Here is a 21,580-nt window from a genome sequence, read left to right on the forward strand (position 1 = left end):
CGGGGAGGGGCGACGCTGGGGCGGGGCCAGAACGACGACGGCGCGCGGCTTTGGGCGTCAGACCAGCGCGCTGAAGGCTTCGGCCTTGTCCTTGGGGCCTTGGACGATGATCTGGTCGTCGTCGTACAGGACGGTCTGCGGGGTGGTGTGCTCCCACTGCCCGCGGGCGCGCTTGACGGCCACCACGGTGATATCGAACCGGGAGCGCAGCTGCAGCACTTCCAGCGGCCGGTTCTGCGCCAGCGCGGGCGGCGTGGTACGGATCACGACGAAGTTGTCCTCGAACTCGACGTAGTCCAGCATGGCGCCGCGGACCAAGTGCGCCACCCGGCGGCCCATGTCATGCTCGGGCCGGATGACGTGGTGCACCCCGAGCTGCTCGAGGATCTCGGCATGCGGCTCGCTGATCGCCTTGGCCCAGATGACCGGCTTGCCGAACTTGAGCAGCCGCGACGTGGTCAGGATGCTCGCCTCGACGTCCGTCCCGATGCCCACGACGGCGCGGTCGAACTCGTGGACCGACAGCTGCCGCAGCGCCTCCTCCTTGGTGGAGTCCGCGCGGACCACGTGGGTCAGCAGGCCGTTGAAGGACTGGACCGTCTCTTCGTCCGCGTCGATGCCGAGCACCTGCGTGCCCTGGGATTCCAGTTCCAGGGCCAAGGCACCGCCGAAGCGGCCAAGGCCAATAACGACGACGGCGTCCGCCTCCGCGATCCGGTCAAAGGAGCGCGCGGGGAAGGGGTTCCTAGCCAATCAAGGGCCTCTCTTTCGGGAATTCGTACAGGATGGGCCGCGCGCGCAGGGCCAGCGCGGAAGCCAGCGTGACCGGGCCAAGGCGCCCGACGAACATGAGCACAATGAGGATCACCTGGCCCGCGGGCGGGAGGGAAGCGGTGATGCCAGTGGACAACCCCACTGTTGCGAACGCGGAGATGGCCTCGAACAACAGACGCTCCATCCCGGCGTCGGACATAAACATCAGCGCCATGGTGGACGCGACCACCAGGGCGAGCGCCAGCAGCACCACCGTGATCGCCTGCCGGTGCACCGAGCGGGAAAGCCGCTTGCCGAAGATGTTGACCGCCGCCTCGCCGCGGACCTCTGTGTAGAGGATGAAGTACAGCACCGCGAACGTCGTGATTTTCAGGCCGCCTGCCGTGCCCGCCGGCCCGCCGCCGATGAACATCATGATGTCCATGCCCAGCCAGGAAACCGGGTTCATCTGGCCGATGTCGATGCTGTTGAACCCGGCGGTGCGCGTGATCACGGACTGGAAGAACCCGGCCAGCAGGCGCGAGCCCGGGTCCAGCGCGCCCAGCGTCGCCCGGTTGGTCCACTCCACCGCGGTCAGGAAAACCGTTCCGCCTACCAGCAGCACCGCCGTGCCGGAGAGGACCAGCTTGGTGTTCATCGACCAGTGGATCGGCCGCCGGTAGCGCCGCGCCAGCTCGAACAGCACCGGGAAGCCAAGGCCGCCGATGATCACCGCCGCCGCGATCGGCAGGCAGATCCACGGATCGGACACGAAGCCCATCAGGTTGTCCGAATACAGCGCGAAGCCGGCGTTGTTGAAGGAGGACACGGCGTGGAACACCCCCTGCCAGAGCGCCTCGCCCGGTGCGTACCCGTAGCCAAGTATGAAGCGCAGCATGAGCACCAGCGCTAGCGCGGCCTCGGTCAGGAGACTGATCTTCAGCACGCCCAGCAGCACCCCGCGCACGTCGCCGAACCCGGGGCTCTTGGTTTCCGCCGCCGCCGACACCCGCGCCCGCAGCCCCAGCCGCCCGGCCATCAGCACGCCCAGCAGCGCCCCGAAGGACATCACGCCGAACCCGCCGAGCTGGATCAGCACCATGATCACCACCTGGCCGAACGGCGTCCAGAACACCGGCGTATCCACGATGATCAGCCCGGTCACGCAGACGGACGAGGTTGCGGTGAACAGTGCCTCCAGGAAGGTGGCGCCGCCCGCACCCTGCTTGGCCGCCGGCAGCATCAGCACGGCCGTGCCGGCCAGGATCGCGCCCACGAAGCCCAGCGCAATCACCTGCGCCGGGTGCCGGGGCCGGACGCGTTGGGCAAGTACGACGGCGGCGTGCGGCACCTCCGCCAAAGGCACGAGAGTGCGGGCCAGCGGTTGGAGCCGGCGGGCGAGAGTGGCCTTGGCGGCCATGGCGGGGCCTTTCCGGGAGGGCGGAATCTGCTTGGCGGACGCCAGGCCGGGACCACGGCCGGTGGGGCGGCGCGGTGCCCGGGCCTGGCGCGATTGACCACACTACTCCGGCGGCGAGGCCGAAACCGCGAAAAACTGCAGGTCAGGGCGTTAAGAATTCGTCAAGAATCGCCGGCGGGGCGAGCAGTCTGACGGCGGCGGTGTCTTCCCACGGCCGTCCTGGGTGACCGAGGCGGCGGTGGCCTCTGCCCGCATTGCCGCCGTACGGTCGAGATCAGCCTGCCTGCTAGTCGCCGCCGCCTCCGCCCCCGCAGTCGGACGAGCCGCCGGAATCAGCGCCGCCGTAGAAGAAGGCGGGGGAGGAGTAGCCGGCCTGCTCGGCGCGGCCGGCTCGGCTGGGACGGCGGCGGTTCCGCTTGGCCCCGATCCGGGATGCGACGACCACCAGAAGGACGATCACGCCGAAGCCGACCGCCAGTGCTGCGAGTGTTTCCATGCGACCAACTATGCCCTAAAAGCGCAGGTCAGCGGCAGGGTTCAGCGGCGGCTTTGGACCATCGACGTTGGCGCAGCGACGGCGATGACGGCCCCGGCGAGCACAGGCGGCAGGTTCTTCTGGGGGCGGGAGCCGTCGTCCGGCCCGCCGGCCCGGATCCACCGCTGCAGGCCGAGGCTGCGTTGGGGATCGTCGATACCGGCGAGCCAGACGGCGGGACCGAGCCGGCCGGTGCCGCTGCTTCGGGCGACGGCGGCAACGGGTGCCAGGGCGCAGGCACGGACGCAGCCGGCCGAGATCATGACGGCGCCGCTGGTGGACCTGACGGCTTGGCGGAGCTGCTCTTCATGGTCCGCCAGCGGATCCCGCCTGAGCAGAGCGGAGCAGCGGTGGCCCGCGCACAGGATGAGGGCCGGCCCGCAGGGATCGGCGGCGGTCTGGGCGGCGGGACGTTTCATTCCGGAGCCCGCATCAGCCTTGCCGTGCCTTCAGTCGCGGGTTCTTCTTGTTGATGACGAAGACGCGGCCGCGCCGCCGGACCACTTGGGCACCGGGCTGCTTCTTCAGCGCTTTGAGCGAATTTCGGACTTTCATGTTTCCTCTTTCTCGTGAGCCTGCGATGCAGGTTGGGGTGGCTAGGCGCGCTGCTTCAATGGGCGGCCGACAGCCCGAAGGGGTCGGGCAGGTGCCCAACGCCGGCGGCCAGGTCGGCCGCAGTCAGTTCACAGCCGGCGAGCAAACCGGCGGCCACGGCCTCGTCGACCGAGTCTCCGGTGACGGCCAGCACCGTGCCGCGGTCGCCGTGCTCGGCGTGCCAGTCCAGGGCGGCGTCGCTGCCCGGATCGGCGGCCCGGGCAGGGTTGGGCGCATCGGCCACCCACGGGCCAGTGTCTTCGAGGATGACGCGCGGGCCGTAGCCGCGCAGCGCGATCCGCGCGGTCGGCGCAGAGGCCAGCCACACCCGTCCGCGCAGCCAGCAGTTTCCTGCGGCGAGTTCTCCCAGCGCCAGCCGGAACCGGCCCGGATGCAAGGGCCGGGCGGCGCGCAGCACGGCTGTCCGGAACGGCGCGTTGGAAGATGCGGCAGGAATCCGGACCGAGCCTGCACGGGAGCGGGCGCGGGCTTCACGGAGGTCGAAGCCGGCCAAGGGTCCAGTCTTTCCGGGAACGACGACGGCGGCATGCGGCGCGATTTCCCGCACCAGCCGGGTGCCGCGCGAGTGGGCGTCAGGAGCCGCCGGGGCAAGGACGAGATCGGAGCAATGGACGGTGTCGCAGTAGGCCAGCTCGCCGATCAGGAATTCCCCGGGCGTGCGATCGTCGCCCGGTGTCGGCGTATAGCCGGACTCGAAGAGCGTGTGTGTATCCCACAGCTGGTCCTCCAGGCCTGCAGGCGAACATGCGGTGATGATCGAATCGATGTGCGGTGCCGGATCCGCCGAATGACGGAACTGCTCCACCACCAGGTCCGCGGGAACCGATGGCGGCAGGCTCACGACCAGCTCGGCCGCACCGTCCTGGAGCAGCCGGTGGACCGTCGGCACGACATCAAGCCGCACGGTGCAGCTCAGGCAGCCATGCTCCAGCGGCGTCTCCACCCGCTCCACCTCCTGCCGGCCACGATAGATCCGGCGCAGCACACTGCCGTTTTCCAGCAGATCGTGCAGCACCGTCATGCTTCCGGGACGGCGCTGCCCCAAAGACTCACAGGCGGCCTGGCGGCAGAAAGGGTCAAGCGAACTGATCAGAATCACAGGCATGACCGGCACTCTATATGAGAATCATTCTCACCGGCAAAGCGCCGCACCAGCTTGCTCAATGGCGTGCTCAAATTGACAATCGTTCTCAGTAAATCTGAGAATCGTTCTCATGAACACCCGCAACCTTCTAAGTCTTCCCTTGTCCATGGCGGCCCTGCTCGCCGTCACCTCCTGCGCCGCCAGCACCGGCGAAGCCGCCTCCGCTGGCAGCGGTCCCGAATCGCCCACGGTGCTCGCCTCCTTCTATCCGCTGCAGTACGTGGCGGAGAAGGTCGGCGGCGACATGGTCCAAGTCGGCTCGCTCACCCCGCCCGGGGCCGAGCCGCACGACCTGGAGCTCTCGCCCAACGCCGTGGCGGAACTCGAGGGCGCCGACCTGGTGGTCTACCTCTCCGGATTCCAGCCTGCGGTGGATGAAGCGGTGGAGCGGACCTCGGCCGAGCGGGTCGTGGACGCCGCGGCCGCCGCAGGCATCGGGGCAACTAACGACGGCGAAGGGGCCGCCAGCGAGGACGCACATGCCGGCCATGATCGTGCGGCTGAGGCGAGCGCGGCCGCCGAAGAAGATGCGCATGCCGGCCACAACCATGGCACGGCGGACCCGCACTTCTGGCTCGACCCCGCCCGGCTGGCCGACGTGGCCCATGAAGTCGCGCATGGACTCGGGGCGGCGGATCCGGAGAACGCCGACGCCTATGAGGCCAATGCGGTGGCGCTGACGGAGGAGCTGACCGCGCTGGACGAGGAGTTCAAGAACGGCCTCGCGCAGTGCGAACGAAAGACCATCGTCGTCTCCCACGAGGCCTACGGCTTCCTGGCTGACAAATACGGCCTGGAGCAGGTCGGCATCGCGGGGCTTGAGCCGGAAACGGAGCCGTCGCCGGCGCGCCTGGCCGAGATCGGCGAGGTGGTCAAGGCCGAGGGCGTCACGACTGTCTTCTCGGAGTCGCTCGTGAATCCGAAGGTGTCGCAGACGCTGGCCGACGACCTGGGCATCGAGGCGGCGGTGCTGGACCCGGCGGAGGCCCAGGCCGATGCGGGCAAGGATTACCAGCAGGTCATGCGGGAGAACCTGGCAGCGCTGCAGAAGGCGCTGGGGTGCAAGTAATGGCGGTGTCCGTCCGCGGGCTGCGCGTGGAGCTCGGGGGTTCACTGGTGCTGGACGGCGTGGACGCGTCCGTTCGGCAAGGGAAGGCCGTGGCGATCCTCGGTGCCAATGGGTCCGGCAAGTCGACGCTGGTGAAGTCGCTGGTCGGGCTGGTGCCGGTGACAGCGGGCGAGGTGGAGATTTTCGGCGCTGCGGGGAAGCTTCCGTGGAGCCGGATCGGCTATGTCCCGCAGCGTATGGGAGCCGGTTCGGGGGTACCGGCTACGGCTGCGGAGGTGGTCGCCTCGGGCCTCCTGGACAACCGGCGCCTGCGACCGGGCCGAGGCGCTCGCCGTCGTTCCCTTGAAGCGCTGGAGGGGGTGGGTCTGGCGGACCGGGCCAGCGCGAGCGTGCAGGTGCTCTCCGGCGGCCAGCAGCAGCGCGTGCTCATCGCCCGAGCCTTGATCCGCGAGCCGGACCTGCTGATCATGGACGAGCCGCTCGCCGGGATGGACCAGGAATCGCGCGAGGCTCTCGCCCGGACCCTGGCGGGCCTGCAGGACCGGGGCGCGACTGTGCTGCTGGTGCTGCACGAGCTGGGCGAGCTGACGGCACTGATCCGCCGAACCCTGGTCTTGGAGGAGGGGCGGATCGCCTATGACGGTCCGGCACGGCTGCCGGGATCGGAGGCGGAGGCGGAGCAGGACCGGCATGCGCATCCGGCAAGTTCGTGGCCCGGACCTGCTGTCGCCGGGACGGCCACCGCGCAGGCCCCGGACCTGAGCCGGAAGTGGTGAGGGTCCCGGGGCGAGGAAGTCGTGGGGGAGCTGGCATCCGGGGAAGTGGAGCCGGCGCTCAAGCAGGAGGGAATAGTGATGGAGTTCTGGCAGACGCTTCAAACCATGCTGGGCAGTCCGCTGATGCAGCGCGCGCTGGTCATCGCCGTGCTCGTGGGCGTGGCCGCGCCGGTCATGGGCACGTATCTCGTGCAACGGCGGCTGGCCCTGCTCGGCGACGGCATCGGCCACATCGCGCTCACCGGCGTGGCCATGGGCTGGCTCGCCGGCAGCGCTGCCGGACTGGCGACCCACGACGTACTTGCCGTGCCCGGTGCAGTGGTTGCCGCCGTCGTCGGTGCCATTTTGATTGAGGTGGTTCGCGAACGCGGCCGGACCAGTGCGGATGTGGCGCTGGCGCTGCTGTTCTACGGCGGCATTGCCGGCGGCGTGTTGCTGATCGGCGTCGCCGGCGGCACCTCGGCCAACCTGACCGGCTATCTGTTCGGCTCGATCGCCACCGTGACCGGGCTGGACGTGTGGCTGAGCGTGGGCCTGGCCGCCGTGATCCTCGGCGTGGGCCTCGGGCTGCGGCCGGCCCTGTTTGCCCTCTGCCACGACGAGGAGTTCGCGCGCGCCTCGGGGCTGCCGGCACGGGCGCTGAACATCCTGGTCGCTGTGCTCGCCGCGCTGACCGTGTCCGTGTCGATGCGCGTGGTCGGCGTGCTGCTGGTATCGGCCATCATGATCGTGCCGGTCGCCGTGGCGCAGCTGCTCACGCACTCCTTCCGCACGACCATGGCGCTGGCGATGGGCATCGGCGCGGCCGTCAGTGTCGCCGGACTGGCCATCACCTATTACCAGCCGCTCTCGCCCGGCGCGACCATTGTTGTCCTCGCCATCGGCGTGTACGCTCTGGCCGCGGCGGCGGCACCATTGCTCGGACGACGGCGGACGGCGCGGGCGGCGGTCAGTTAACCTGCCGCGGGGGAGCCAACAGCAGTTGGGCTCCCCACGTGGTTAAGAACGATTGGCCCGTAGCGGCTGGATTGGAGCTGAATCGGAGCTCCAATCCAGCCACTACCGGCCAACAGATAACTGTGCGGTGGTCAGGGCGTGGTTCGCCGACCAACGCCGCCGGCTTAGCGCAGCCAGCCGATCCGCTGCACGATCGGCAGGCGGGACCAGGCCTTGCCGAGACCCCAGACCTGTCCGGCACCGGCGAGGGCCAGGAGCCAGAGGGCGCTGGCGTAGATCGCGTGCTCGTCGACTACGGGGTGGTTCTTCAGCGGCAACGAGGACAGCCACATCAGCCCCATGATGAGCGTTCCGCCGACGGCCGCGGCGCGCAGGCCAATGCCCAGGATCAGGGCCGAGCCGACAGCCAGCATTCCCAACATGAAGCTCCAGTCGACCCAGGCCTGGCCGGCCAGCGGCTGGAACGCCCCGGCAAAGGCGCCCTCCAGGCTGCCGAGATATCCACTGGTCGGTTCGCCGCCCGCCAGCCAGGACTTGTTGGCGGGTGTGGCGAACCCGAGCCCGAGGGCCTTGTCGAGGAAGGCCCACAGGAAAACCGTGCCGAGCAGGATCCGCAGCACCGCCAAAGCCTTGCCGGCCGCAGCGGGCAGGGCCGCCGGACGGGCGCTGGAACGGGCCGTGGTTTCGCTGGTCCGGGTATCGACGCCGGTCTCTATTACTGTCATCGGAAAACTCCTTGGGGAAGGATGAAAAGGACCCGCGATGGGCCGCTCTGGCGGTCTATGGGGGTTGAGTTAGCTGGACATAGAATCGGTCCCGCGTCGGGGGACGTCCCTACCGCTCCGCTTGGCCTGCCCGGGGATCGCTAGGATCCGCACAGGCCCGGAGCTTTTCCGGCAGGCCATGGAGGCGCGCAGGCAGCCGAAGTCGGACGGCTCGCACTGCGGAGAGTTTGCCCGTATCGATCAGATCGGCTGACCGGCCCAGGCACTTATGGCAGGATATGCGGGATTAATTCCGGGATTCAAAAATCCTGACCCGGTTTTCCTGTGGTTTCCGGGCACTCACAAGGCACGATGGAATTCGTCACATTACTTCATGGTTCCCCGCGGCAGTCGGGAGAGCAATGCCATCGTCTGCCGGATCGGGATCCGGAGCCGGCGCATGGCGTGAGCTGGCGAAGGCCTCAGTTCCTTATGGCGCACCGCTTCAACGCCCAATCCTGGCCGACGGTATATAGACAATCCGGGAGACTCCTGTCCGGGCAGAGGAAACGGGCGTAACCTGAACAGGAGTCCAGCAGCAGGCTCGCATCATTGTTTTCGAGAGAGATGTGGACTGCGATGGAATTTCTTCGCTTGGCGACTGCGGACGAGCATGTCCAACCGTACATACCCGGCACAGAAGCACGAACCTTCGGTGTCGAAGAGGAACTGCTGCTGGTGGACTCCGTGAGCTCCCTTCCCCTCGCGGCAGCAGAGAATGCCGTGCGAATGCACGAGCAGAACGCCACTTTGGATCTTGAGGGTACCGCCGGATTCCAGGTCACCTTGGAAGTCAAGCAGGAGCAGGTTGAAGTGGTCTGCCCGCCCCAGCTGACCCTTGAGGACCAGATCCACGCAATCGCGCACGGCCGTTCCCTCGCGGATTCAGCAGCGGGGCAGGCCGGAGCCCGTGCAGTCGCACTGGCCACCTCGCCGCATGCGGTGCTGCCGCACCTCGTCCAAAACCCGCGGTATCGGAAGATGAGCGAGCAGTTCGGACTGACGCTGCAGGAGCTCCTCACCTGCGGCTTCCACGTCCACACCGGCGTGGCATCGCGGGAGGAGGGCGTGGCAGTCATTGACAGGATCCGGATTTGGCTGCCAGCCATCCTGGCCCTCAGCAGCAATTCGCCCTTCTGGAACGGCGCCGATTCCGGCTACAACAGCTACCGCTACCAGGTGTGGAACCGGTGGCCCACCGCCGGACCGACAGAAGTATTCGGTTCTCCCAACGAGTACGACCGGCAGGTCGAAGCGCTCCTGGCCACGAGTGTGCCCCTCGATAAGGGCATGATCTACTTCGATGCCCGGCTGTCCGCCACCTATCCGACCGTAGAGGTCCGGCTTGCCGATGTGTGCATGGATCACCGCCATGCAGCCGGGCTCGCCGCTGTTATCCGCGCCCTGGTGGAGTCTGCGGCACGGCAGTGGCGCTCCGGAGTGGCCGCCCCGGCAGTCACCGCAGCCGAGCTCCGAGCGTGGGCATGGCAGGCCAGCCGGTCCGGCGTAGACGGCAAGCTTGTGGATCCGACATCGGGCCGGCCATGTGCGGCAGGCGACGTCGTCGCCGAACTGCTTGAGTTCATTCAGCCCGTGCTGCGGGACTGGGAGGAGGAGACGTTGGTCGAGAGCATCGTCACTGGGATCCTGCGTGACGGCCCGGGTGCCCGCCGCCAGCGGGAAGCCTACTCGGAGTCCGGGGATCTGGCATCGGTGATGCTGCAGGCGCTCGAGCTGACCCATCAGGACGGGCCCTACGCCCAGTAGCCCGCCGACGCTCCCGTGGCGGTGCTCCTCCACCGGTCTGTTAACCGCCGCCGCGCTGGGCTTCGTGATTGACCGTTGGCCGGTGAGGTCAACGGACGGCACAATGGTCAGTCGGCAGGTCCCAACGGAAACGACTGGCCCGTAGAGGCTGGATTGGCGCGGTATTCCGGCCGCAATCCAGCCGCTACGGGCCAACCGATGTGAACGAGCCCGCCAGATGCGAACGGGCCCGTCAGATTCGAGCCGGGCCCGTTCACGTTCGCGCCATCCAGCCTTGTTAAAATGCGCGAACGCGAGGCGCGGCAAGCGGGCCGTCGGCGGGAGCAGCAACGGCGAGAGGGAGACCGGTATGGACAGCATGGACGAGATGAACGAGGCAGGCAGAGGCTGGACTCCGGAAGATCGCTGGCTGGTCCGCGAGAACCTGCGTGAGTTCATCGACCAGCTCGTGGACCTCGGCTACGAGGTCAAGGGTGGCCAGGGCGAAGATCCGGAACTGATCAACCCTGGAGGTTCCGCCGTCGAAACTTGGCGCGAAGACTACCCGTACGACGAGCGGATGACCCGCGAGGAGTACGAACTGGAAAAGTACAAGCTGCAGATCGAGCTGCTCAAATTCCAGTACTGGGGCCAGGACGAGGGCCACAAGCACGTCCTCGTCTTCGAAGGCCGCGACGCCGCCGGCAAGGGCGGCACCATCAAGCGCTTCACCGAGCACCTGAATCCCCGCGCCGCCCGCGCCGTTGCCCTGACCAAGCCGTCGGACCGCGAGGCCGGCCAATGGTACTTCCAGCGTTACATCCAGCACCTGCCGACCGCCGGCGAGATCGTCATGTTCGACCGGTCCTGGTACAACCGCGCCAACGTCGAACGCGTCATGGGCTTCTGCACCGAGGACGAATACCAGACGTTCATGGACCAGGCCCCGGTCTTCGAGAAGATGCTCGTCGACTCCGGCATCCACCTCACGAAGTTCTGGTTCTCCGTCACCCGCCACGAGCAGCGCACCCGCTTCGCCATCCGGCAGATCGACCCCGTCCGCCGCTGGAAGCTCTCGCCCATGGACCTGGCCTCGCTCGACCGCTGGGAGGACTACACCGAGGCCAAGGAAGCCACCTTCCTGCGCACCGACACCGACCACGCGCCGTGGACCACCATCAAGTCGAACGACAAAAAGCGCGGCCGCATCAACGCCATGCGCTTCTTCCTCAACCAGTTCGACTACGAGGACAAGGACACCTCGGTGGTCTATGAGCCCGATCCGCTGATCGTCCGCCGCGGCCGCGACGCCGTCGGCGACTGATCCACGGCGAAAATTACGACGGCGGCGCCTTCACCACCCGCCGCGCGTCGGCGTGTGCCCCTTTCGGGCGTCGTCGGGCATGGCCATTTCCGCCCGCAGGCCCAGGAGCCGGATCGGCCTGCCGGCTTCGATGCTGGCTGCCAGGTCCAAGGCCCGAGCGAGGATTTCGTTTCGGTCGAAGGTCTCGGGAATCTTCCGCGCGTGGGTCTTGGTGAAGAACGGCGCATACCGGACCTTGAGCGTCAGCCCGATGACGGGCCGTCCTTCCGCCACCACGTCGTCCAGGACACGCGCCGTCAGCTCCCGCAGGGCGTCGTCTACTTGGGCGGGCTCGGTCAGGTCTCGCTGGAAGGTGGTCTCCCGGCTGTGGCCTCGGGCGACCCAGGGAGTATCGTCCACCACGCTGGCGCCGTCCCCGCGCCCGAGCTCCGCGTACCAAGGGCCCATGCGAGGGCCGAATTCCGGAATCAGGTCCTGCGGGTCGCTCGCGGCGAGCTCGGCGACCGTGTTGATCCCGAGTTTGGCCAGCCGCGCTGACACTTTAGCTCCGACGCCCCAGAGTTCCTTGGTGGGCCGGCCGCCCATGACGTCGAGCCAGTTGCCGGCAGTGAGGCGGAAGATGCCGGCCGGCTTGCCGAAGCCAGTGGCAACCTTGGCGCGGACCAGCGTGTCGCCAATGCCGACGCTGCAGTGCAAAAGTGTGCGTTCCAGGACAGAGGCCTGCAGCTGCCTGGCGTAAGCTTCCGGATCCTGCGTCTCGATGCCGACAAAGGCCTCATCCCAACCCAGCACCTGCACCGTGGCGCCGGGCTGCTCGCGCAGGGTCGCCATCACCCCCTCGGACGCCGCGAAGTAGGCCTCATGGTCGACTGGCAGGATCACCGCGTCAGGCACTTTCCGGGCTGCGATGCGCAGCGGCATTCCCGAACCGACGCCAAAGGCCCTGGCTTCGTAAGAAGCTGTGGAGACGACAGCCCGTTCCGTCGGATCGCCCCGGCCGCCGACAATGATCGGCTTGCCCGCAAGCTCCGGGCGCCGGAGCACCTCGACCGCCGCGATGAACTGGTCGAGATCAACGTGCAGCACCCACGGGATTCTGCTCACGCCCCCAGTCTGCCGCAACATTTCGGGCCAGGACAGGTGTGCGGAGGTCTGGCAGCGAGGCTGTCGGCGACTAATACAAATGTGTGTCCAGCCTTCCTGATGAGATGTACGTCAGTGTCGTTACGCTCGCTGAACTCCACGCCGGTGTCCACGCGGCCAGGGATACTGACACGCGCGCGCAGCGGCTGCGGACCGTCGAATCCTTGGTCCGTTTCGAGTTGCTGCCTATCGGCGCAGACGCTGCGCGGCACTGGGCACGTTTGCGTTACCGGTTGGGAAGCCGGCCGGAGGATCAGCGTCAGTGATCTATGGATTGCCTCTGTTGCGCTCGCTCACCGGCTGCCCGTGGCTACTCAGGATCAGGACTACAACGTGCTCGAGGGCCTCGAAGGCCCGGACGTCATCCATGTGTAACGCCCCACCCATAGACCCGACAATAACGACGGCGGGTGCGACTTTCGCGGGTCCGTCACCTGCGGTTCAACTTGCCGCAGTGCCGACCGCCGGCTCACGATAGTCCTGGTTGGCGAGCAAAGCCTTCGCGTTCATGAAGGGGCTGATCCAGCCGCTGCGGTTGCGGGAGCTCGATGGTGAATGCGGATCCGGCTCCGCGTTGGCTCTTGAGGCTGATAGTTCCATCGTGGGCGTCGACGATGTTCTTGCTGATGGTGAGCCCGAGCCCGATACCGGGAATGGCACTCCGGCGTGCGCTCTCAGCGCGAAAGAACTTGGAAAAGGCGGCCGCCTGCTCGTCCTCGCTCATCCCGATGCCGGTATCTTCCACCCGGATGCAGACCGACGGTCCGTCGGACCAAGCGGTGACCTCCACGGTGGCGCCCTCAAGGGAGTACTTGATCGCGTTGGAGAGCAGGTTGTCGACCACCTGCCCAATGCGGGCCGGGTCGATATCGGCGCTCAGTCCTGCCGGAACGCTGGAGGCCAGCTTGATGCCGGCCGCTTCAGCCTAGGGCCGCGCCGAGGCCACGCAGTTGTCGATGAGCTCGGCCAGGGCGGTGGCTTGGCGCTGGATTTTCATGGTTCCGGCGGCCGTTGCCAGCAGGTCGCCGACCAGGACAAGCAGGCGCTCGGTATTGCGCTCGATGATGTGCAGCCGTGCCGCCGTATCCGGCGGCAGCCGTTCCTCGTCATCGAGGCACAGCTCGAGATAGCCCAGGATCGAGGTCAACGGCGTGCGCAGCTCGTGGCTGACGCTGGACACGAACTCGTCCTTCGCCGCCAGGGCTTCCTGCAGTTCGGTGACATCGTTGAAGGCAATGACCCTCCCGGCCGGAGCGCCCGCCCTGGTGCGGATCTGGCGAGCCGAGACCGAGAACGCGCGCTGGCCGCGTCCCCTGCCGAGGCGGACGACCAGTTCGGAAAAGGACTCCCCGTTCACGGCGCGCCGCACCGGACGTTCCTCCGCCGGCAGGGAGGTTGCGCCGTCGTCGGAATAGACCTCCAGCTGGCTCTCATTGGGATCCGGGATGTCCGGGGGAGTAGCCAGCTGGTGGATGGCCCGCTGCTTGCGGTTCCGCAGCACGTCGTGGCCGTCTTCGTCCACCGCCACGATGCCGACGTCGATGGCCTCCGCGATTCCGTCCAGCAGGGTTTCGTTGCGGCGGCTCTCCTCGAGGGCATGGCTGAGGGCCTCGTCCTTGGCCAGCAGTTGGGCGTGCTGCACTTTGAGGCTCTGCAGGACGCTGTGCAGCGTGGCCCAGATCCCCAGCAGCACCAAGGGCAGCATCACGGGGGCGAGAAGATCCCCGGCGCGGATGCTTCGGTCAGCAATGAAGACCGGAACCCAGAGCATCAGCAGCGGCGCCAGGAAAATGATGAGTCCCGCGAGCGCCGGCGCCCGTCCGGACACGGTCAGCCAGATGACCGGCAAAACCGACAGCACGCCGATGGCGCTGAGAGACTCGCCGGCTCCCTCGCGCAGGAATCCGACGACGGCGAAATCCAGGATCGGGATGGACCAGTAGCTGAGGCTGGGCAGCCGGTCCCACGGTATGAGGATGCAGGCCGCCAGGAGCACGGCCTGCAGGATCTGTCCGGCAGCGAACAGCGGGTTGGCCAGCAGCTCCGGATAGAGGGTCAGCCCGAGCACCAGCGTGGCCAGCGACAGGACTGACATCGGCAGTTGTCCCAGGACCACGCGGGCCCGCAGATCCAGATCGTGGAATTCCTTTCGGATTCCCAGCATCAGCACCAGACGCCGGAGCGGGCCCGAGGAGGCCAGAATGGGAGTCTTTTCCGGGGGCGAGGCGTGCATGCTGAAAGCCTAGCTAAACGATTACCCGCAGATCCCGGCATGGTGGAATCCGCTGCAGTTTCCATCTGCCGGGCGGCGCCGGAACAGGACAATAACGACGGCGGCGCGCGGTTTTCGCAGCGCACGCCACCGGCGGTGGGGCCGGGGACTAGCGGCGCCTTCTAGGGGCCGGGGGACTAGCGGCGTCTTCTAGGGGCCGGGGGACTAGCGGCGCCTGTTGGTGAGGGTGCGGAGGATTGCGACGGCGGCGCCGCCGGCGAGCAGCCAGGGGCCGGCCACAATGACAGGGTCCAGCCACTGGTGGTTCACGTCGGCGCGTTTGGAGCCGGTGCGGGAGCTCAGGCCCTTGTTCGAGAATTCGCTGAGCACGCCGGTTTCCGTGATCGGGTTGTCCGGCCGGAGCGTGGCGAAGGAGCGGAGATGGCTCTCGACGGCGTCCACCCGGTCCGCGGCGATCAGGATCAGCCAATGGGCCGCGCGTCCCTCGCTGTACTTCCGGTAGGCGAGCTTCCGCAGGGCGCCGGACAATCCCTTGGGCGGCGCGGAGGTGCCGAAGACCGGCGGCAGCGTCTGGTGCTCGATTGACCGTTCGCGCGGCCATTTCTCCGGCTGCCGCTCCGGGAAGTCCCAGTGCGCGCCGGACGCGGCAGGGTCGAACCGCTCCTTCGGTACGGCCGGGCGGTCCTTGGGATCCAGGTCCGCGCCCCAGCCGGGGATGCGGGCGCGCAGCTCGTCGGCGCTGGGCCGCTGGCCCGGTTTTTCAGCCCTGTACGGCATGGCGTGCTCCTTTCCTCAGCCAGCGTTCGGGACGATGACCGGCTTGATGCAGTTATCCAGCTTCGCCGAGAAGATGTGGTACCCCTCGGCGATGTGCTCCAGCGGGATGCGGTGGGTGATGATGTCGCTCGGCTTGAGGTAGCCGTTGCGGATGTGCTCGAAGAGCCGGGGCCACTGGCGCTTGACCGGGCACTGGTTCATCCGCAGGGTCAGGCCCTTGTTCACCGCATCGCCGAACTTTACGGCGCTGAAGATCGGGCCGTAGGCGCCCATCACGGAGATCGTGCCGCCCTTGCGCACCGAGTCGATGGCCCAGTTCAGCGCGACGGGGGAGCCGCCCTGCAGCTTCAGCTTCGCGCCGGTCACATGCTGCAGGAAGTTGCCGTCCGCCTCCGCGCCGACGGCGTCGATCGCCACGTCCGCGCCGAGGTAGTCGGTCGTCTTTTTCATATGTACGACGACGTCGTCGTGCTCGGCGAAGTTGACCGTCTCGGCGTGCGCGAAACTCCGGGCCTTCTCCAGCCGGTACTCGAGGTGGTCGATCACGATCACCCGTCCGGCGCCCATCAGCCAGGCCGACTTGGCGGCAAAGAGTCCCACCGGCCCAGCGCCGAAGACCGCAACGGTGTCGCCTTCGACGATGTCCCCCAGCTGCGCTCCGAAGTAGCCGGTCGCGAGGGCATCGGTCATCAGCAGCGCGTCATCGTCATCGATCCCGTCCGGAATAATCGATGGCCCCACGTCCGCGAAGGGGACGCGCACGAATTCCGCCTGGCCGCCGTCGTACCCGCCGCAGGTGTGGGAGTAGCCGTAGATGCCGCCGACCGCCGTCGCATTGGGGTTGACGTTGTGGCAGTTAGAGTACAGGCCCCGGGCGCAGAAGTAGCAGGAGCCGCAGTACACGTTGAACGGCACCATCACGCGGTCCCCCGGTTTGAGGTTCTGCACCGAGGGGCCGACCTGCTCGACCACGCCGATGAACTCGTGCCCGAACGTCATTCCGACGCGCGTGCCCGGCATCATCCCGTGGTAAAGGTGCAGGTCGGAACCGCAGATCGCGGCCCGCTGCACCTTCACGATGGCGTCGTTCGGATGCTCGATCGCCGGCATGTCCTTTTCTTCGACGCGGACCTTGTACGGGCCGCGGTACACCATGGCTTTCACGCCTCAAATACTAAGCTTGCTTTCTTCCCGCGTCGAGGTGAAGGAGCAGATTCGCTGCGAGTCCCCGTACGACGGCGGTCCCCGGCTTCAGGGGCGCGTGCACCTCCCCGCGATTCGTCAGCAAATCCGAACAGTAATCGTCGGAATCAGTTGATTTTCCTGAACCGCATCCGCGGCCATACTTGACGAAGCTGTTTTCCAAGCGCTTTCCCCAAGGAGTACGTGCATGCGCCCTGCCGCGCCCACAAACCCGGCCGACACCACGTCGCCGGCCCTGTCCAAGACGCTGAAGCCGCGTCACCTGTCGATGATCGCCATCGCCGGAGTGATCGGGGCAGGCCTGTTCGTCGGCTCCGGCGCCGCGATCCGGCAGGCCGGTCCGGGCATCCTCGTCGCCTACGCCGCCGCGGGCCTCGTGGTCATCCTCGTGATGCGGATGCTCGGCGAGATGGCCGCCTCGAATCCGGAGACCGGCTCCTTCTCCACCTACGCCGACAAGGCGCTCGGCCGCTGGGCCGGCTTCAGCATCGGCTGGCTCTACGCCTGGTTCTGGATCATCGTGCTGGGCATCGAAGCCACGGCCGGCGCCGCGATCGTGCACCGCTGGGTCCCGGGCGTGGACCAGTGGGTCTGGGCGCTCATCCTGATGGTGCTGCTCACCCTGACCAACGTCGCCTCGGTGAAGTCCTTCGGCGAATTCGAGTTCTGGTTCGCCTCCATCAAGGTCGCCGCGATCGTCGGCTTCCTGCTCTTCGGCATCGCCGCCATCCTCGGCCTGCTGCCCGGCGTCGACGCACCCGGCCTGTCCAACCTCACCGGCCAGGGCGGCTTCTTCCCCAATGGCGGAGCCGCCGTGCTGGCGGGCATCCTCGTCGTCGTCTTCTCCTTCTTCGGCGCTGAAATCGCCACCATCGCCGCGGGTGAATCCGACAACCCGGTCAACGCGGTCAAGAAGGCCGTGCGCTCCACCGTCTGGCGCATCCTCGTGTTCTACATCGGCTCCATCGCGATCGTCGTGACGCTGCTGCCGTGGAACGACACCTCCGTGGCCAAGAGCCCCTACGTCGCCGTCATGGAGCTGTACGGCATCCCCGGCGCCAGCGTCATCATGGACATCATCGTGCTGACCTCAGTCCTGTCCTGCCTGAACTCCGGCCTCTACACGGCCAGCCGCATGCTGTTCTCCCTGTCCACCCGCGGGGACGCCCCGCGCTCCTGGACCAGGACCTCCAAGCGCGGCGTCCCCGTGGCCCCCGTGCTGGCCTCGACCGTGGTCGGCTTCATCACCGTGGGCCTGAACTACCTCGCCCCCGACACGGTGTTCCTGTTCCTGGTCAACACCTCCGGCGCCATCGCCCTGTTTGTCTGGCTCGTCATCGCGGCCTCGCAACTGGTCCTGCGGCGCCGGCTCGGCGCCGAGGCGAATAACCTTTCGCTCAAGATGTGGTTCTTCCCGTACCTGACCTGGCTGGCAATCGGCAGCATCGTTGCCCTGCTGGTGGGCATGGTCATCCTCGAGTCGACGCGCGAATCCCTGATCCTCTCCGTCGCGCTGGCCGCCGTCGTCGTGGCCCTGGGCGTCTGGCGCTACCGGCGCGGCAGCCGCGCAGTCGTCGAGGATGCCGCGCAGCCTGCCGAGCGGGAGCCTGCGCTGCAGAAGTAGGTCCGCAGCACCTCCTCATTTCCCACCTTTCGTCCTGTGGCGCGCCAGTCTCGGTATACCCTTTAGTAAGCTTGCTTTCGATGCGCGTGGCACTCGCTCAAGGAGTGCCCTCGGCTGGTGGGGGAGAAAGATTGGTAACAGGGGACATCCGCGTGAATCAGGCCCTGCCCGTCAGCCTCGGCGGGCGGTACAGGCTTCAGGGGCTGATCGGCCGGGGCGGTTCGGCGGCTGTGTACAGGGCGCTGGATGAAGTGCTGGACCGGCAGGTCGCCGTGAAAGTGTTTCGGCCCGATGTCAGCGACGATGACGAACTGCGCCGGCAGCAGGCCGAAATCCACCTGCTGGCCACGTTCAATCATCCCGGGCTGATCGCCGTCTTCGATGCCGGGCGGGAAGAGAACTCTTTGGGGGAGGCCTGCGCGTTCGTCGTTATGGAGCTCGCCCCTGGCTCCGATCTGCGCCAGCGCCTGCGCGCCGGGGCACTGCCGGCCGCCGAAGTCGCAGTCATCGGATGCCAGCTGGCCGGCGCTCTGCACTATGTCCACCAGCGGGGCGTGATCCATCGCGACCTGAAGCCTGCCAACATCATGCTCGGTTTCAACGTTGAGACAGGGGAAGCGAGGGCGAAACTTACTGACTTCGGTATAGCCCGCGTCATTGAGGGGACACGGCTAACTGCCACGGGGAAAACCGTCGGTACGGCGACGTACCTCAGCCCGGAACAAGCCAAGGGCGAAGCGCTGAGCACTTCCAGTGATATCTATTCGCTCGGGTTGGTATTGCTGGAGTGCCTGACCGGCCACGTGGAATTCCCCGGGAGCCCCGTAGAGTCCGCGGTCGCTCGTCTGCAACGTGCTCCGGTGATCCCGCCCTGGTTGTCCGCGGATTGGGCGGACTTGCTCTCCGGCATGACCGCAATGGATCCCGCCGCCCGGCCTGACGCCGGCGCGGTCGAGGCCGCGCTGGCGGAAATGCAGGGTGCAACGCCGACGACAGCAGTGAACGCGGTTCCGCCACCGGCAGACGTGCCGCCGGCACGGACGCGGCCGGGCAGGGCGAGGAGTTCGCGCTCCCGTTCCCGTGCAGCCCTCTGGCTGGCGGCTGCGCTGCTGGTGATCATAGCGGCCGTGGTTGCCGTCCTGCTGCTGATGTCGAATTCACGGCAAGAACCCCCGCCGGTTCCGGAACCGTCTCCGGCCCTGACTGGAGAGTTGGAAGAACATATGCGCGAACTTGAACGGAGCCTCGTCCCATGACAAGGAGGAGACATCATGCCGGTGCTGCCGCTGCCATCGCAGCGGTGATCCTCGCAGCCGGATCAGCCTGCACCGCTCCCTTGCAGCTGACCGCCGGAGCCGCCGGGAAAATGCAGGAAGTGGCGGCCGAAGTCCGCGCGGCCGCTGCCGCCGGGGAATACGAGAAGGCGCTGGACCGGCTGGAAGACCTCACAGCAGAACTGCGGCGCGCCGCAGCAGAGGGAGAGGTGTCCTTCTCCCGATATCAAAGCATCGACGCGGCTATCGAGCAGTTGTCCGATGACCTCGAGGCCGAGCTGGCTGCCTCAGCGCCCTCCCCGTCGCCGTCGCCTGCCAGCGAGCCGGCCAGCCCGTCGCCGAGCGGGAATGCCGGCGTGGCCGAAGAACAGCCTGCCTCGGGCCCCTTGCCCGCCGTGCCGGCACCTGCGCCCGCCGCGCCAGCACCTGCTCCCGCTCCCGCGTTGCCTGACCGCACAGGCCAGGACGGCGATCAGGACACGCCAGCGACCGACGAGAGCGATGACGGCGACCAGGGTAGTCCAGCGACCGGGAGCGACGACGGTGACCAGGACGCTACACCGGCCGACAGCGATGACGGCGACCAGGACGCTTCAGGCACCGAGGGCGATGACAGCCACAACGCGAATGACGGCAGGGGCCAAGGGAACAGCGGCAAGGGCGGCGAAGGCAAGGGCCGGGGTCAAGGAATGGGCGAAGGCAACGATGACTAGGGGTTGGCAGGAAAGCCGGTTTTGAGGGCCGCTAAGTGGATGTCCAGCCGTTAGTCTACTAATGCACCGCGAGTGCAGTATGATGCACTAGTGGATGAGCAAACATCAGCTTTGGCCTTGGTGATTGGGGCACGGGTCAAACAGGAGCGGCAGGCCCGGGGCTGGACGCTGGACCAGTTGGCAGAGGCCGCCGCAGTGAGCCGCCGGGTGGTGGTCAACGTGGAGCAGGGAGCAACGAATCCCAGCGTGGGTACGCTGCTGAGGATCAGCGATGCGCTCGGCGTGGGCCTGCCGGCGCTGGTCGAATCGCCGCGGCCCAAGCCGGTTAAGGTCACGCGGCGTGGCAAAGGGGCGGCGTTGTGGAGCAGCGATTCCGGCGGCCGCGGGGTGCTGGTCGCGGGGACGGAGCCGCCGGATGTCGTCGAGCTGTGGGACTGGTTCCTCGGGCCGGGCGACCGCCATGCGAGCGAGGCCCACTCGGCCGGCACCAAGGAGCTCCTGCAGGTCCAAGAGGGCACGGTCGAGGTCGAGGTCGCGGGCCAGCCGGTCATCCTCCAGGCCGGGGACGCCGTCACCTTTTCGGGGGATGCCGCACACTCGTACGCCAATGCGGGGACCGGGACAGCCAGGTTCTCGCTGGCAGTTTTTGAGCCCGGCGTCGGGTCGGGACACCGGGCGGAGGCGGCCGATGCATAGCGTGCCGCCATGGGGGCTGGCAGTGGCAGCGATGCTGTCGGTCCAGCTCGGCTCCGCCTTGTCGGTGGGCCTGATTTCGGCCGTCGGCCCCGCCGGTACAGCCTGGCTCAGGCTCAGCATGGGGGCGCTCATCCTCCTGGCCCTGGCCCGCCCGCCGCTGCGCGCCATCCGCCGCCGGGATGTACCGGCCGTGCTCGGCCTGGGCATCACCACCGGCGTGATGACGGTCTCCTTCCTTGCCGCGCTCGAACGCATCCCGCTGGGCACCGCCGTCGCCATTGAATTCCTCGGCCCGCTGACGGTGGCAGCGGTACGCAGCCACAGCAGAAAGGCACTTGCCTGGCCCGCGTTGGCGCTGCTCGGCGTCGTTCTCCTTACGGAACCCTGGCATGGCGCTGTCAACGTTCCTGGCATCGCGTTCGCTGCGCTCGGGGCGGTCGGATGGGCCACCTACATCCTGCTCACGCAGCGGATCGGTGACCGCTTCACCGGCATCGGGGCGCTCTCGCTCACCATTCCTATCGCCGCGGGCATGGCAGCGGTGGTGGGGATCCCGCAGGCGGTCGGTAACCTGACGCCGGGTGTCCTGGCCGCCGCGGCGGGGCTGGCGATCCTGCTGCCCGTCCTGCCGTTCGCGCTCGAGATGCTCGCCCTGCGGCGGATGACGCCCATGGCCTTCGGGACCCTGATGGCCCTTGAGCCGGCCTTCGGAGTGGTCCTCGGGCTGCTCGTGCTGCACCAGCAGCCGTCGGCCGCGCAGATTGCCGGCATCCTGCTGGTGGTCCTGGCCGGGGCTGCCGCCCAGCGCGGCGGG

At 67.6% G+C, this 21,580-nt stretch carries 23 protein-coding genes; 11 read left to right on the top strand and 12 right to left on the bottom strand.

Features of this window, described 5'->3' with window-relative positions; genetic code table 11:
- Positions 1-57: 57 nt before the first annotated feature.
- The 6 genes from D477_RS05760 to D477_RS05785 all read right to left on the bottom strand — a co-directional run bounded on the left by D477_RS05760 (position 58) and on the right by D477_RS05785 (position 4,428).
- The gene (locus D477_RS05760; RefSeq protein WP_005267963.1) at positions 58-753 is read right to left on the bottom strand and encodes a potassium channel family protein; all 696 of its coding nucleotides are present in this window, start codon (positions 751-753) and stop codon (positions 58-60) included.
- On the bottom strand, positions 746-2,173 hold the full coding sequence (locus D477_RS05765; RefSeq protein ID WP_005267964.1) for a TrkH family potassium uptake protein: 1,428 nt from the start codon (positions 2,171-2,173) through the stop codon (positions 746-748). The genes D477_RS05760 and D477_RS05765 overlap by 8 nt, the downstream gene beginning before the upstream one ends.
- Before the next feature lie 286 nt (positions 2,174-2,459).
- The gene (locus D477_RS05770; RefSeq protein ID WP_005267965.1) at positions 2,460-2,669 is read right to left on the bottom strand and encodes a hypothetical protein; all 210 of its coding nucleotides are present in this window, start codon (positions 2,667-2,669) and stop codon (positions 2,460-2,462) included.
- A 41-nt stretch (positions 2,670-2,710) separates the two neighbouring features.
- Positions 2,711-3,127 (bottom strand): hypothetical protein, encoded by a 417-nt coding sequence (locus tag D477_RS05775; RefSeq protein WP_005267966.1) that lies wholly within the window; start codon positions 3,125-3,127, stop codon positions 2,711-2,713.
- Between the two features lie 13 nt (positions 3,128-3,140).
- A complete protein-coding gene (gene ykgO, locus D477_RS05780) occupies positions 3,141-3,263 on the bottom strand; it encodes a type B 50S ribosomal protein L36 (protein WP_005267967.1) in 123 nt (40 codons plus the stop codon).
- 55 nt (positions 3,264-3,318) lie between these two features.
- Positions 3,319-4,428 carry a GTP-binding protein gene (locus D477_RS05785; protein ID WP_043845835.1) on the bottom strand — a complete coding sequence of 370 codons (1,110 nt, stop codon included), beginning with the start codon at positions 4,426-4,428 and terminating at the stop codon, positions 3,319-3,321.
- A gap of 109 nt (positions 4,429-4,537) precedes the next feature.
- Here D477_RS05785 and D477_RS05790 point away from each other — a divergent pair, with 109 nt between their 5' ends.
- The 3 genes from D477_RS05790 to D477_RS05800 all read left to right on the top strand — a co-directional run bounded on the left by D477_RS05790 (position 4,538) and on the right by D477_RS05800 (position 7,269).
- Positions 4,538-5,536, top strand: coding sequence for a metal ABC transporter substrate-binding protein (locus D477_RS05790; protein ID WP_043845829.1), 999 nt, complete (start codon positions 4,538-4,540; stop codon positions 5,534-5,536).
- The gene (locus D477_RS05795) at positions 5,536-6,312 is read left to right on the top strand and encodes a metal ABC transporter ATP-binding protein (protein ID WP_005267970.1); all 777 of its coding nucleotides are present in this window, start codon (positions 5,536-5,538) and stop codon (positions 6,310-6,312) included. Before D477_RS05790 ends, D477_RS05795 begins: the two co-directional genes overlap by 1 nt.
- Positions 6,313-6,390: 78 nt before the next feature.
- The gene (locus tag D477_RS05800) at positions 6,391-7,269 is read left to right on the top strand and encodes a metal ABC transporter permease (protein WP_052510699.1); all 879 of its coding nucleotides are present in this window, start codon (positions 6,391-6,393) and stop codon (positions 7,267-7,269) included.
- 164 nt (positions 7,270-7,433) lie between these two features.
- Here the strand turns inward: D477_RS05800 and D477_RS05805 are convergent, their stop codons facing one another.
- The gene (locus D477_RS05805) at positions 7,434-7,994 is read right to left on the bottom strand and encodes a hypothetical protein (RefSeq protein WP_005267972.1); all 561 of its coding nucleotides are present in this window, start codon (positions 7,992-7,994) and stop codon (positions 7,434-7,436) included.
- Between the two features lie 633 nt (positions 7,995-8,627).
- On the opposite strand from D477_RS05805, the gene D477_RS05810 reads away from it, so the two are divergent.
- Positions 8,628-9,800: a glutamate--cysteine ligase gene (locus D477_RS05810; RefSeq protein WP_005267973.1), complete on the top strand. Its 1,173-nt coding sequence runs from the start codon at positions 8,628-8,630 to the stop codon at positions 9,798-9,800.
- 358 nt (positions 9,801-10,158) lie between these two features.
- Entirely contained in the window at positions 10,159-11,103 is a 945-nt protein-coding gene (gene ppk2, locus D477_RS05815) for a polyphosphate kinase 2 (protein WP_043845846.1), read from the top strand.
- A 30-nt stretch (positions 11,104-11,133) separates the two neighbouring features.
- Here ppk2 and D477_RS05820 read toward each other — a convergent pair whose 3' ends face one another.
- Positions 11,134-12,228, bottom strand: a complete 1,095-nt coding sequence (locus D477_RS05820; RefSeq protein ID WP_442777701.1) for a DNA polymerase IV — start codon at positions 12,226-12,228, stop codon at positions 11,134-11,136.
- An 83-nt stretch (positions 12,229-12,311) separates the two neighbouring features.
- Between D477_RS05820 and D477_RS23830 the strand changes: the two genes are divergently transcribed.
- Positions 12,312-12,512 carry a PIN domain-containing protein gene (locus D477_RS23830; RefSeq protein WP_005267976.1) on the top strand — a complete coding sequence of 67 codons (201 nt, stop codon included), beginning with the start codon at positions 12,312-12,314 and terminating at the stop codon, positions 12,510-12,512.
- A 203-nt stretch (positions 12,513-12,715) separates the two neighbouring features.
- On the opposite strand, the gene D477_RS23665 is transcribed toward D477_RS23830, so the two are convergent.
- The 4 genes from D477_RS23665 to D477_RS05840 all read right to left on the bottom strand — a co-directional run bounded on the left by D477_RS23665 (position 12,716) and on the right by D477_RS05840 (position 16,420).
- A complete protein-coding gene (locus D477_RS23665; protein WP_337587550.1) occupies positions 12,716-13,156 on the bottom strand; it encodes a sensor histidine kinase in 441 nt (146 codons plus the stop codon).
- Between the two features lie 15 nt (positions 13,157-13,171).
- Positions 13,172-14,479, bottom strand: coding sequence for a histidine kinase dimerization/phospho-acceptor domain-containing protein (locus D477_RS05830; protein WP_337587549.1), 1,308 nt, complete (start codon positions 14,477-14,479; stop codon positions 13,172-13,174).
- A 204-nt stretch (positions 14,480-14,683) separates the two neighbouring features.
- Positions 14,684-15,256: a hypothetical protein gene (locus D477_RS05835; RefSeq protein ID WP_005267977.1), complete on the bottom strand. Its 573-nt coding sequence runs from the start codon at positions 15,254-15,256 to the stop codon at positions 14,684-14,686.
- A 15-nt stretch (positions 15,257-15,271) separates the two neighbouring features.
- Positions 15,272-16,420, bottom strand: a complete 1,149-nt coding sequence (locus D477_RS05840; protein ID WP_005267978.1) for a zinc-dependent alcohol dehydrogenase — start codon at positions 16,418-16,420, stop codon at positions 15,272-15,274.
- A 226-nt stretch (positions 16,421-16,646) separates the two neighbouring features.
- Here D477_RS05840 and D477_RS05845 point away from each other — a divergent pair, with 226 nt between their 5' ends.
- The 5 genes from D477_RS05845 to D477_RS05865 form a co-directional block, all read left to right on the top strand.
- Positions 16,647-18,083: an amino acid permease gene (locus tag D477_RS05845; protein WP_005267979.1), complete on the top strand. Its 1,437-nt coding sequence runs from the start codon at positions 16,647-16,649 to the stop codon at positions 18,081-18,083.
- A gap of 152 nt (positions 18,084-18,235) precedes the next feature.
- The gene (locus D477_RS05850; protein WP_005267980.1) at positions 18,236-19,339 is read left to right on the top strand and encodes a serine/threonine-protein kinase; all 1,104 of its coding nucleotides are present in this window, start codon (positions 18,236-18,238) and stop codon (positions 19,337-19,339) included.
- On the top strand, positions 19,336-20,070 hold the full coding sequence (locus tag D477_RS23525) for a hypothetical protein (RefSeq protein WP_005267981.1): 735 nt from the start codon (positions 19,336-19,338) through the stop codon (positions 20,068-20,070). The genes D477_RS05850 and D477_RS23525 overlap by 4 nt, the downstream gene beginning before the upstream one ends.
- Before the next feature lie 90 nt (positions 20,071-20,160).
- Positions 20,161-20,766, top strand: coding sequence for a helix-turn-helix domain-containing protein (locus tag D477_RS05860; protein WP_043845852.1), 606 nt, complete (start codon positions 20,161-20,163; stop codon positions 20,764-20,766).
- A 31-nt stretch (positions 20,767-20,797) separates the two neighbouring features.
- The coding region (locus tag D477_RS05865; protein ID WP_190273531.1) for an EamA family transporter at positions 20,798-21,580 on the top strand (783 nt) is incomplete at its 3' end.

This window comes from Arthrobacter crystallopoietes BAB-32, assembly GCF_000328305.2.
GTDB lineage: Bacteria > Actinomycetota > Actinomycetes > Actinomycetales > Micrococcaceae > Crystallibacter > Crystallibacter crystallopoietes_A.